This is a genomic window from Cetobacterium sp. ZWU0022 (assembly GCF_000800875.1).
Classification (GTDB): domain Bacteria; phylum Fusobacteriota; class Fusobacteriia; order Fusobacteriales; family Fusobacteriaceae; genus Cetobacterium_A.
The window spans coordinates 1-12,731 of sequence record NZ_JRJZ01000070.1 but is presented as its reverse complement, the minus strand read 5'-3'; the positions used below and the strand labels follow the sequence as shown (position 1 = coordinate 12,731).

Sequence of the window (12,731 nt, the reverse complement as noted above, 5' to 3'; positions counted from 1 at the left end):
TAGAATAAATAAAAGGTTAAATTTGATACCGAAACGCAAAAAAACCGACGCGAGGCCTATAACACAGCCTACTCTTTCAAGACAGATTATAGAACTTGAAAATCAACTCGGAACTAAACTTTTAGTTCGTGGAAATAAAAATAGAAAAATTACTCTTACAGAGGATGGAATTAGGTTTCGCAAAAGAGCTGAAGAGATTGTAGAGCTCGCTGAACGAACTGAAATAGAGTTTAAAAATCAGAATGAAGAGATTAGTGGTGATATATATATTGGTGGTGGAGAAACTGATTCTGTGAGATTTATTGCTAAGACTATGATCAAATTACAAAATAAATACCCTAATATTCGTTTCCATCTATACAGTGGTAATGCAGATGATATCACTGAAAAACTAGACAATGGGTTATTGGATTTTGGAATTTTAGTTGGACCAGGTAATTTAGAAAGTTATAACTATTTAAAATTTCCCACAACAGATATTTGGGGATTACTTATGAAAAAAACTTCACAACTTGCTTCTAAAGAATATATCAAAATAACTGATTTAGAAAATATACCTCTTCTTATTTCTAGACAATCTTTAGTTGAAAATCAAATAGCCGGCTGGGGAGTTAAAGATCTTAGTAAATTAAATATAATCGCAACGTATAACCTTGTCTTTAATGCATCCCTTATGGTTGATGAGGGGCTTGGATATGCTCTTTGTCTTGATAAACTTGTTAATACATCATGTGAAAGTACTTTGTGCTTTAAACCTCTTAGCCCTCTTTTAGAAGTAAATCTAGATATAATTTGGAAGAAAAATCAAGTTTTCTCTAAAGCAGCTAAAAAATTCTTAGAATTTTTACAAATTGAATTTAATCAAATATAATTTTTCAAAATACTTTATATGCTTTTAAAGCATCAAAGTATATTCAATATAAGTATTAGATATGTTGAAGACTATATTATATAATATTTTCAAATCAATAGTTGAATTTTTAGATATTTATATTAATGGAGGTCAAATTGAGAAAGATATTTTTAACTCTTATGAGTGTTTTAGTTTTAAATTTAGGAGGAGAAGTGGCTATGGCAAAAAATGTAAAAATGAATGATGTTACTGTCACTACTACTTGGGATAAAGTTTTCCAAAAGAGCAATAAAGTTGATCATAAAAAAGTAACATTTAAAAATCGTTATGGTATAACTTTAGTTGGAGATCTATATACTCCTAAAAATATTACAGGTCAAAAACTCCCTGCAATTGCTATTAGTGGACCATTTGGAGCTGTGAAAGAGCAATCTTCTGGATTATATGCGCAAACAATGGCTGAACGTGGATTCGTTACAATCGCATTTGATCCATCATACACTGGTGAAAGTGGAGGTCAACCTAGAAACCTAGCATCTCCTGAAATCAATACCGAGGATTTTAGTGCTGCTGTAGATTTTTTAGGATTACAATCTTTTGTTGATCGTGAACGTATAGGAGTTATTGGAATCTGTGGATTTGGTGGAATGGGATTAAGTGCTGCTGCTATGGACACAAGAATAAAAGCAGTTGCAACTTCTGTTATGTATGATATGAGTCGTGCTATGGGGCATGGTGTTGGAGATGGAGAAGATCGTTATGACCTTGCTCAACGTAAAGCTGTTTTAAATTATTTAAATCAATTACGTTGGATAGATGCCGAAAATGGAAGTTTTGCTGCAGGACCTCATGATATTTTTGTTGATGAAAATGGAAATATTTTACCTGGATCAAATCGTATATTACCTGAATCTTTACCTGAAAACCCACATCCAGTTTTAAAAGAGTTCTTCGATTATTACCGTGAAAAATTAGGATATCATAAAAATTCTTTAAATTCTAATTCTGCATGGAATGCTACAATGCCTCTATCATTTATGAACTTCCCTCTATTAACATATATTGATGAGATATCACCTCGTCCAATACTATTTGTTGCTGGAGAAAATGCTCACTCTCTTTATTTTAGTCAAGATGCATATAACGCTGCTGCTGAACCTAAAGAACTAGTTATTATTCCTAATGCCAATCATGTGGATTTATATTTTGATATAAATAAGATTCCATTTGATAAATTAGAAGAGTTCTTCAAAACTAATTTAAAGTAGTTTTTATAAAAAGATAGATTCTAATAAAATTAGAATCTATCTTTTTACTTTATTTTCTTAATTTTTTAACAGCTTCTCTTGTAGCAATAAGTTTTTTCTCGATCTCTTCAAAATTATCCCTTGCAATTCCTATAAATAACATATCTATTATAGCCAATTGGGAAATTCTAGAGCTCATTGCTCCCTCTCTCAAAGACTTTTCAACAAAAGGTATTTTTAAAGTTATATCCGAAAGTTTTTCTAGCTCATTATTTACACTAGCTTTAGTTATCGAAATAATTGGTATTTTATTTTTTCTAGCATTCTCTACACAAGTCAATACTTCAGCTGTCTCTCCTGAGTACGATATTGCTACTGCTACATCCCCTTCTTCCATCAATACAGAAGAGGTTATTTGAAGATGAGTATCAGTATGAAGAGTACATCTTTTATTAATTCTATTTAATTTATAGTAAAAATCAAGACCAACTAATCCAGAAACACCTACACTATATATATAAATATTTTTAGCAGCTATCAATAAATTGATTGCTTTATCCAAATCACTCTCATTAATCAATTTGACAGTTTTTTCCATAACACTATCTATTGATTCTTTTACTCCATATATAATATCTTTTGTTTTGAGGTCTTTATCTAAATATTCAAATCTCGAACTTTTCTCTGCCACATTAGAACTTAGTTTTAAATTCAATTTCAATTCATTCAAACTTGAAAATCCTAACTTTTTTGAAAATCTTACAACTGTCGGTGCCGAAGTATTTGTTAAATCACCAATCTCTTTAGCAGATAACTTTATAATACTCTCTTCATTTTCAAGAAAATATTTTGATATTAATTTTTCTCTATCTGTAAAACTATTATAGTTTTGCTTTAAATATTCTAATATGTTCAATTTAATCACTTCCTACAAATATATAGATGCTCATTAGATTTTAAAATAAAATCTTTTACCATCTTTTATATATTTTAACAGATAAAGGTCTTCTTGTAAAATAGATGCCACCACATTTGTTCTTTCATCTGCTTTAAGATTTGATAAAATGATTTGAAGCTCTCCCATGTATCTTAAATAGTCAATATTATCAATTGTAATATCACCGTATTTTTTATCAACAGTATTATCGGCTTTTATCTCCTTTCCATTCAAAAGTAATCTACTTTCATTTGCTCTTATCGCATCTCTAGCAAAATCTGTTCTTGATGAGTATATATTCTTTAATAACTCTATACATGTAGATTCCTTTGTTTTCAATTTTATTCTTAACTCTACTGCATCTTTATTCAACGATGAAAGCTCTTCTAACTCTTTCAAACTTGGTAAAGAATCACCTATAAACACTCCGTCATTACCTATTGCAAAAAGATGATTTGCAGCAACGTTAACTTCTACTCCTCTATGATCTTCTAAAGTAGGAAGTCCATCTTTCATTGGACTCCTTTTTCTATTATTCGATTGAACAAAAGCTGATATCTTTATTTTGCGATCTTTTAAAAATCTATTTTTTTGAATCATACACTCTTCAGATATTCCTGTATTAACTCTTGGATAAAAGTTATGAAGGGCATCTATGTTTCTATAGTCAGGATTTAATCTATCTAACTCCTCTAAAAATTCTTTTGTCACTGTCGAAGCATTAAGTTGTATTCCTATATCATAACTATTTTTACTCATAGTTGATATCTCCTCAACTGTATAGCCAAAATCTATTCTTATAGTTTTAACTCCTAACTCTTTTAATCCTTTTAAATCCATATTTTCTAACTCTAAAAACTTAAATGTATTTGGAGATATATCACTTATTATATCCATCTTATACTCTTTAGCTAGTTTAAAAAACTCTTTAACTTCAGTTTTTAAAACTTCATAGTTTGCTTCTGGAATATGTAGAGATGTAAAAATCCTAGTAAACCCTAATTTGTAAGCTGATTTTAATAGCTCAATATTCTCCTCTTTTGTATTGTCTAAACCGAAATATACTGAAAAGCCAAAACACATATTTTCTCTCCTTTAATATATCTATTATTCAGTTGGATCATCAAATCCTAATAATCCTGTAAACAGATATCCTGCTATATAAGAAACAACAACCCCAATCAAAAATACAAACATTTTACCATCAGCTATCAGTAATGCCAAAGGTAATCCTGAAACTCCTAAAGCCACAGCTCCAACTTTGAAAAATGCCATAACAGCTCCTCCAACACCAGCACCTAAACATGCTGCTGTAAAAGGTTTTCCTAATGGTAATGTAACCCCATATATCAACGGTTCTCCTATTCCTAAAAATCCTGCTACCAATCCATTCTTTGCTGTTTTCTTCAATCTTTCATTTTTTGTTTTTCTATAAACAGCTATCGTGGCTCCTACTTGAGCCATTCCACTTGTTGCTAGAACTGGAAGTAAAACTGTGTATCCAACATTACTTATCAAATCAGCATGAATAGGAGTCAGTGCTTGATGCATTCCTGTCATAACTAAAGGTAAGAATAGTGCCCCTGAAACAGCTCCAGATAAAACCGATACAAACATATTATGAGATGATAATGTTTGAGCCACAACAACCCCTATAGAATCAGATATAAATCCACCAATTGGTTGTAAAACTAATAATGCTGCCATCACCGATATTGTCAACGTTAAAAGTGGTGTTACAAATAGATCTAGAACATCCGGTACTATTTTTTTCAGAGACTTCTCTATGTAACATGCTATAATAACAACTAATATTACAGATATGATTCCACCTCTACCCGGAGTCAATTGAGAACCAAAAAGAGTTATTCCTGATAGAGCTGAAGAAGATAAAATACCTCCAAGAACTCCACCCATCATAGGCATTTGAGAACCGAACTCTTTAGCTGCATTCACACCTACAAGAACAGAAAGTATCGAAAATACACTACTTCCTATAAGAGCAATTATTTTTGCTGCTGTTGTTAATTTATAAGAATCACCAAAATATACTCCTGCAATATTATTTATTGCTAAAACTAATCCACACGAAACAAATAATGGTATCAAAGGTATAAAAGTTGCTCCCAATTTTTTCAAAATATTTTTTACAGCGGTATCATTTTTTGCTTTAAGTTTTTCTTTTGTTTCTTTTACAGCATCTTCACCAAATTTAGTTTCATTTATTCCAATCAAATTTTTTACCTCAGCTGTCACTTTACTAACTTTTCCAGGTCCATATATAACCTGAAGTTGCCCTTCGGCCTCAACAACTCCTAAAACTCCCTCTGATTTTTCAAGAGAAGTCATATTAATTTTTGAATAATCTTTAAGCTCGAATCTACAACGAGTCATACAACTTTGAACAGATAATATATTTTCTTTTCCACCAACTAAACCAATTAACTCTTGAGCAATTTCTTTATTTGTCATCTTTCTCTCCCCTTATCAATATTAATCTAAATCATTTAAAGCTTTTGCAATATAACCATCATGTTTTTCTAACTTATTTTTTGCTTCTTCTAAATTTAATTTTGATAAAATCATAAATATTGCTAATTTTACATTTGATTTTGTTTCATTTAAATATTCTGCTGCTGTATCTGTATCTACTCCTGTCGCTTCTGATACTATTTTTTTTGCTCTTTCAACCAATTTTTCATTTGTTGATTGCACATCAACCATTAAATTTCCATAAACTTTACCTAATTTTATCATTGATCCAGTTGATAACATATTTAAAACCAATTTTTGAGCTGTTCCCGATTTTAATCTTGTTGATCCTGTCACAACTTCTGGTCCTACAACTGGAGAGATAGCTATTTTTGCCGTATTAGCTACAGCTGAATTAGCATTACAAGTTACCGAAATTGTAAGTGCTCCTATTTCATTAGCATATTCTAATCCACCTATTACATATGGTGTTCTACCTGACGCAGCCAATCCCACTACTACATCTAACTCTGTTATATCTTTCTTTTTTAAGTCATTCACAGCTAACTCTTTTGAATCTTCCGCACCCTCTTGAGCTCTAAATATTGCCTCTTGTCCACCTGCTATAACTCCTTGAACTAATTCTTCTGAAACACCATATGTCGGTGGGCATTCTGAGGCATCTAAAATTCCAAGTCTTCCTGATGTTCCCGCTCCGATATATATAAGTCTTCCACCTTTTTTTAATCTTTCAACAATTTCATCAATAGCCGCTGCTATTTGAGGTAACTCTTTTTCTACTGCTTCAGCAACTTTTTTATCTTCATCATTTATTTTTTTTACCATTTCAATTGTAGAAACTCTATCTATATCTAAAGTATTTTGATTTCTACTCTCTGTTGTTAAACTTTTTAAATTTAATCTGTCTTTTTTCACTACTATCCCTCCAAAATGTTAAAGTTTAAATCACTTTTTATTATGAAATAATAATAGCATTTTTAAAACGTTATTTCAATATTTTTTTTATAAAAAGAAATAACGTTTCTTGTATTTGATTTTTAAACTCTTATTTTATCTATGATTAAGTTGTTATTCTTCATTGAAATAACTACTCTATAGATATTCTCATCTCTTTCAGGATAATCTTCTCTATAATGAGCTCCTCTACTTTCATTTCTTTCTAACATTGATTTTAAAAGTAATTTTGCAACTTCAATTTTTAAATATATATCAATATAATCAATTTTAGTCTCCTTATCATAATTGAAATACTGTTTCAAATTTTCTAATTTTAAAATCCCATCTTCTAAGTTTTTAGCATCTCTTTTTATCCCACCATGTGCCCCCATAATTTTTTTTAATTCTAAAATAATCTTATCTCTACTCTTTATTTCATTGACTTGAGTTTGAAAAGGTAAGATTTCATCTAACCATTTTTCAAATTCTTTTAAGTTTTTATCAGTATCAAACTTTTGAATATCTAATTTTTCAATATACTTTTTAGCTTTTAATACCGCTCTATTTCCAAAAACTAAAGCTCCTCCAACAGAATTTCCACCCAAACGATTTGCACCCTCTACACTTGATGATAACTCACCAATTGCATATAATCCATTTACACAAGTCTCACCACTATCACTAACTAAAATTCCACCATTACAACCATGAGCAAATGGAGCAAGTACAATCTTATCTCTACACATATCTATTCCCATAGTTTCTTTTAACCATTTTAAGTAAACTACATAAAACTCTCCTGAATCTTTATATAAATCTTTACTAAATTTTAATTCGACACCTTTATTACTATTGTTTATCGATTCAATCATAGTTAAATCTATCTCAGAACTTTTAAAATCACAACTAAATGGTGCATATTCGCTTCTTTCTTCCCACATTTTTTTTGTGTCACTATTTTCTACTCCTGGATATATCAATTTTCCAAATAAATCATACATTCCTGTAACATATTTAGCCGTATGTTCTCCATAAAGTGTATTATACTTAGGTGTTATAAATGCTGGAATAAATTGTATGAATTCCATATTCGTTACTTTTGCACCAGCATCTAAAGCAACTATATGTCCTATTCCATCAACATCTTCTGGATATAGATTATTTTCATAAAGTCCTGCTATTCCTCCTGTCGCAAGAATTATAGCTTTAGTATTAACTAATAATAACTCTTCATTATTCTTTTTAAATATAGCTCCACTAATACAATTATTTTCCTTTAAAATTTTAATTATTTTAAACTCTTCTTCTATTTTAAGATTAGGTATTGATGAAAAAATAATTTGTGCTTGTTTTCTTGCTTCTTCCCAATCTTTTATTAAATATATATCTCTAGGGTGTTTTGCAAAACAAGCCGGTCTTTTATCAGCTCTTAGCCAAGGAGTAAAACCAATTTCATTTAAAAAACCAATACTCTCTTGAATGTTTTCGATATATTCTTTTACCATATGTGGATTATCCATTCCAAGACCTACTCTACTTATATCCTCTGTAAAAAGTAATTTATCTTTTTCATAAAACTCACCTGATGTAGCTTGAATTCCTAAAGTTCCTTTCAAAGGAAAATAACTTGCTCCACCACACATTTTAGAACTAGTTATAAGTAAAACTTCTAATCCTTGATCGGTTGCTTTTTTTGCAGCAACCAATCCTCCTATTCCACTTCCTACCACAACTATATCTGCATTTAATATTTTCTTTCTATTCATTTTAAACCCCCGTTTATTCTCTTCGATATTTCTTATTAAACTACAATTTCAAGTAATTTTCAATCTATAAATAAAAATTAATTTTTAAATATATCTTGACTTTTTGTTCTAAAAAAACTATTATCTAATTGTGGCATATGCTAAAAACTTTAAGTGAGGTGTTTTATGAAAATCGCAGTTGTTTCAGAAAATAATAGAATTAGTCAACATTTTGGAAGAGCAGAAGGTTTCTTTGTTTATGATGGAACTAATAAAGAATACTATCTAAGTAAGGGACACGGTGAAATTCCTAAACAATTAAAAGAATTAGGAGTAGATTTTGTTGCTTGTGGTGGAATTGGTGAAGGAGCTATAAACAATTTAAAATCTTTAAATATAAAAGTTTTTTCTGGATTAGAAGGATTTTGTGATGATATTGCTGATGGATTTTTTAGACAGATTTTAGTTAATGGAGATGCTATTTGTACTAGCCATTCTCATCATCATGGAGATCACCATTCTAGTGGCCACTCTTGTAACTGTAAGTGTGGGAAATAAACTATGGCAAGACCTACGAAAGTTAGAAGTGTAGAGTTTATACCAACTGAAACCAAGTTTATACCAGAAGGAAGCAGTAATTGTAACATTCATTTTAACGAAATAAAAATTGAAGAGTTAGAAGCTTTAAGATTAAAAGATTTAGAAAATTTATCTCAAGAAGAGTGTGCTGAAAAAATGGAAGTTTCTAGGCAAACTTTTCAAAATATATTAAATTCAGCTAGAATTAAAGTTACTGAAGCTTTGATTATGGGTTATGGAATTGAATTGAGAGGTGGAGATTTCAAGACACCACATTGTCAATTTATTTGTAACTCTTGTGGGCAAACATTTATTCCAACTCTAAAAAAAGATTTAGAAGCTTGTCCTAGTTGTAATTCAGAGAATATTTTCTGTACAAAGAAAAAAATAAAATGTAAGAAAGTATGTAAGTTAAATATAAAAGATTAAACTAATCAATTGGGAGAAATATTATGCAAATAAAAATTTTAAACTCTGCAAAAGACATTATTAATGAAGACTTAGAAGGAAAAAATGTAGTTGTAATTGATGTTCTTAGAGCTACATCTGTTATGGTAACTGCCATTAAAAATGGTGCAAAATCTATTTTCCCATTTGAAAATATTGATGACACAAAACAAGCATGTTCTTTAAATAACAATGGACTTCTTGCAGGCGAGAGAAAAGGACTTAAAATAGATGGATTCGATTTTGGAAATTCACCGTTAGATTTTGTAAAAGAGAAAATATCTGGAAAAAATATTTTTATGACTACAAGTAACGGGACAAGAGCTATTCAAAATGCACAAGGTTATGATAACCTTTATATCGCTTCGTATCTGAATCTTTCTGCAGTTGCAAATATTTTATTAAAAGATAGAAAAGATACTGTTATCCTTTGTGCCGGAACAGATGATGAATTCTCTTTAGATGATGCTCTTTGTGCTGGAATGATTGTAAATAAAATTTCTAAGCAAATCAAAATAAAAGCAGATGATGCAACATTGTCCTTACAAATATTGGCTGATTTATCTGATAATATAAAAGATACTCTAAAAAATAGTAAACATTATAGTTATCTGAAAAGTATTGGATATGAAAATGATTTGGAATATTGTATTCAAAAAGATATTTGCGAAGTTATTCCATTTTATAAAGATGGTATCATTAAAAATATAAAATAAATTTAAAGACACCTTTCTAAATTAAAATTTAAAAAGGTGTCTTTTTTATATTTAAGGTATATTTTTTCCCATTCCTGTTATGAAAATTTCAAACCATTCCTCTCTAGTCAATTGAACATCTAAAGATTTTACAGCTGATTTCAATCTATCAATTTTTCCACTTCCACAAATTGGAATCATATTTGTTGGATGAGCTAATAGCCAAGCATATGCTATCGTATCAATAGGACAAGTATACTTTTGAGCTAATCTACTCAATACTTCTCTCAGCTCTAACGCTTCTTTTGTATCTGCAGTAAAAATACCTCCACCCGCCAAAGGTGACCATATCATCATTGACACTCTTTTTTCTTGCATTAAGTTTATCGTTCCATCATAAAAATGTCCAGTTTTTAATGGTGATAGTTCTATTTGATTAGTTACTAATTTAAAATCTAACCTACTTTGTAAAAGATTAAAATCTGATGGTAAGAAATTAGAAACTCCCCACTCTAAAACTTTTCCTGACTCTCTTAAATATGTTAATGCCTTAGCTGTTTCATCCGCATCCATGAACATATCAGGTCTATGGATTAAAACTAAATCCAAGTACTCGGTATTCAGATTTTTAAGAGATTTTTCAACACTTTTTACTATATGATCATAGCTCGTATCATAGCAACGATATACATTTTCCGGCATATTTGGTGATACTAGTTTTATTCCAACTTTACTAACTAATTGCATTTTTGATCTTAATTCAGGCTTTAACGCTAAAGCTTCTCCAAAAATCTTTTCACAAGTATAGCCTCCGTATATATCCGCGTGATCAAATGTTGTTACACCCATCTCAAGAGCTGACTCTATATAGTTTAGTAATTCACTCGATGTCATTCCCCAATCATTTAAACGCCAAAATCCTAAAGCTATCTTCGACATTTTTAGTTTATCAGTTAAATCTGTAAATTTCATTTTATCTCCCCTTAACTCGTTTTGTTATAACTAAGTATATTCTCTAACTAGTCTTTTTGTCAATTTTTTATAATTCTAAAGACATAGTATAAAATTCTTCTACTCCTGTTATCGTTGTTTTAAAATATTTACTCTCATACCTAAAACCTGCTTTTAGATAACATTTAATCGCCCTCTTATTAAATGTTCTAACTTCTAACTTTAGTAATTTTATATTTTCATTTAAAAGAGCTGCTATATTCTTTATTAATTCCATTAAAATATCCCCTTCTCCCTTACCACATACTTCAGGCTTTAAACCTAATCCAATTAAATAATATTCATCTTTTTTTTGAAAACGTATATAAGCATATAAAACTTTTTCTTTATCAAATACTGTATAAAATTCTTTTTCTCTTTTTTCTTTTATTACAATTCCCCACTTTAATTCACACAACTCCTTCCAAGTTGGATAATTATAAACAGAATATCTTCCCTCATATTTCCAAGAAACCACTTCTCTAGCTTCTGATTCAGACATTTTTTTTATAATCATGACTACCCCCTTTTCATATAAAATTTATTTAAAATTATGTTTTATAGAATAACATATTTATTTTATAAAATATAATTTTTTATTTGATTTTTACAGAAAATTCATACTTCTAATAAACTTTATTGATAATATTTAATAATTAGGATACAATAAAAACAGATTATTTTAAAAGGAGTCAAAAAAATTATTAACAAAAGAAGTTTTTATATTTTAAATATTTTTCTAGTTTTATCTTTAAAAATATTCGCATTAAATTTTGATCAATTCTGGCTTAGAGGACCTCGTGAACTACTCCCACTTGTAGAACTGGGAGCTTCTTGGAAAGTACCTAACTAGTGTTAAGTATATTGACCAAGCTCAATGGGTAGTTCCTACCCTGATATATATTTTAATAGGCTAGTAGACTTCTACCAACCTCACGAATATTTATACTTGCATTAAGGTCTCTATCCATAGTATGACCACATTCACAGCTATATACTCTCTCACCTAAAGAAAGCGAGTCTTTTATATTACCACAAGAAGAACAAGTTTTAGAAGATGGAAACCACTTGTCTATTTTTATTACTTGCTTTCCTAAAAACATAGCCTTGTATTGAAGCATAACTGTGAACATGCCCCACCCATTATCAGCGACAGATTTACCAAAGTTCAATGCCTGACTCATGCCTTTCATATTTAGATCTTCAAGTATTATCGCATTATACTTTGTAACTAATTCTCTTGATAATTTGTGAAGAAAGTCTTTTCTACTGTTTTTAATAGATTGATAAATTTTAGCAACTTTTAATTTAGCTTTATACCAACTACTTGAGAATTCAACTTTTCTTGATAGCTCTCTTCCAGCTTTAGCTAATTTAGTTTCTAATTTTCTGAAAAATCTAGGATAATCAGCTCTTTGGTTATCAGAGCTAACGAATAATTCAGACATAGAAAAGTCGAGCCCAACGATATTATTATCGCTCGACACTTCTTTTATATCTCTTTGAAATTCAGTAAGAATAGAAATGTAAAAAGCCCCATTAGGTTCTTGGCTAATGGTAGCTGATTTAATTTTATAATTTTGAGGTATATTTCTATGAAGTTTAATTCTAACTAATCCTAATTTAGGAAGCTTTATACAGTTATTTTCAATCCTAATAGAGTTATTAACACTATTTGTAGAGTATGATTTTCTAGCTGTTTTCTTAGATTTGAACTTAGGAAAAGCTGTTCTTTTCTGAAAAAAATTAGGTAACTACTCAGCTGGTAGATTACAAAAAATAAAAAATAGCTAAATAATAGGAGATTTC

12 protein-coding genes and 1 pseudogene are annotated in these 12,731 nt (G+C 29.7%); 5 read left to right on the top strand and 8 right to left on the bottom strand.

Going from position 1 to position 12,731, the window contains the following annotated elements; genetic code table 11:
- On the top strand, window positions 1-871 hold an 871-nt coding region (locus L988_RS05875), incomplete at its 5' end, for a LysR family transcriptional regulator (RefSeq protein WP_156111931.1).
- A gap of 137 nt (window positions 872-1,008) precedes the next feature.
- Window positions 1,009-2,121: an alpha/beta hydrolase gene (locus tag L988_RS05870; RefSeq protein ID WP_231549789.1), complete on the top strand. Its 1,113-nt coding sequence runs from the start codon at window positions 1,009-1,011 to the stop codon at window positions 2,119-2,121.
- A gap of 49 nt (window positions 2,122-2,170) precedes the next feature.
- Here L988_RS05870 and L988_RS05865 read toward each other — a convergent pair whose 3' ends face one another.
- The 5 genes from L988_RS05865 to L988_RS05845 form a co-directional block, all read right to left on the bottom strand.
- Window positions 2,171-3,016 (bottom strand): MurR/RpiR family transcriptional regulator, encoded by an 846-nt coding sequence (locus tag L988_RS05865; RefSeq protein ID WP_047382518.1) that lies wholly within the window; start codon window positions 3,014-3,016, stop codon window positions 2,171-2,173.
- 33 nt (window positions 3,017-3,049) lie between these two features.
- Window positions 3,050-4,120: a DUF871 domain-containing protein gene (locus L988_RS05860; RefSeq protein WP_047382515.1), complete on the bottom strand. Its 1,071-nt coding sequence runs from the start codon at window positions 4,118-4,120 to the stop codon at window positions 3,050-3,052.
- A 24-nt stretch (window positions 4,121-4,144) separates the two neighbouring features.
- Window positions 4,145-5,509 (bottom strand): PTS transporter subunit EIIC, encoded by a 1,365-nt coding sequence (locus tag L988_RS05855; RefSeq protein WP_047382514.1) that lies wholly within the window; start codon window positions 5,507-5,509, stop codon window positions 4,145-4,147.
- Window positions 5,510-5,530: 21 nt separating this feature from the next.
- Window positions 5,531-6,445 (bottom strand): N-acetylmuramic acid 6-phosphate etherase, encoded by a 915-nt coding sequence (gene murQ / locus L988_RS05850; RefSeq protein ID WP_047382512.1) that lies wholly within the window; start codon window positions 6,443-6,445, stop codon window positions 5,531-5,533.
- Window positions 6,446-6,567: 122 nt separating this feature from the next.
- A complete protein-coding gene (locus tag L988_RS05845; RefSeq protein ID WP_047382511.1) occupies window positions 6,568-8,232 on the bottom strand; it encodes an FAD-binding protein in 1,665 nt (554 codons plus the stop codon).
- Window positions 8,233-8,397: 165 nt separating this feature from the next.
- Between L988_RS05845 and L988_RS05840 the strand changes: the two genes are divergently transcribed.
- From L988_RS05840 to L988_RS05830, 3 genes are read left to right on the top strand one after another with little or no spacing between them, the layout of a single operon-like run.
- Window positions 8,398-8,769: a NifB/NifX family molybdenum-iron cluster-binding protein gene (locus L988_RS05840; RefSeq protein WP_047382509.1), complete on the top strand. Its 372-nt coding sequence runs from the start codon at window positions 8,398-8,400 to the stop codon at window positions 8,767-8,769.
- A 3-nt stretch (window positions 8,770-8,772) separates the two neighbouring features.
- Window positions 8,773-9,219: a DUF134 domain-containing protein gene (locus L988_RS05835; protein ID WP_047382507.1), complete on the top strand. Its 447-nt coding sequence runs from the start codon at window positions 8,773-8,775 to the stop codon at window positions 9,217-9,219.
- Window positions 9,220-9,242: 23 nt separating this feature from the next.
- Window positions 9,243-9,953 carry a 2-phosphosulfolactate phosphatase gene (locus L988_RS05830; protein ID WP_047382506.1) on the top strand — a complete coding sequence of 237 codons (711 nt, stop codon included), beginning with the start codon at window positions 9,243-9,245 and terminating at the stop codon, window positions 9,951-9,953.
- Between the two features lie 51 nt (window positions 9,954-10,004).
- Here the strand turns inward: L988_RS05830 and L988_RS05825 are convergent, their stop codons facing one another.
- From L988_RS05825 to L988_RS05815, 3 genes and pseudogenes are all read right to left on the bottom strand, one after another.
- A complete protein-coding gene (locus tag L988_RS05825; protein ID WP_047382505.1) occupies window positions 10,005-10,904 on the bottom strand; it encodes an aldo/keto reductase family oxidoreductase in 900 nt (299 codons plus the stop codon).
- A gap of 67 nt (window positions 10,905-10,971) precedes the next feature.
- Window positions 10,972-11,439, bottom strand: coding sequence for a GNAT family N-acetyltransferase (locus tag L988_RS05820; RefSeq protein ID WP_047382504.1), 468 nt, complete (start codon window positions 11,437-11,439; stop codon window positions 10,972-10,974).
- Window positions 11,440-11,827: 388 nt separating this feature from the next.
- Window positions 11,828-12,658 (bottom strand): annotated as a pseudogene (locus tag L988_RS05815) (RNA-guided endonuclease InsQ/TnpB family protein); the annotation flags it as partial.
- Between the last annotated feature and the right edge of the window lie 73 nt (window positions 12,659-12,731).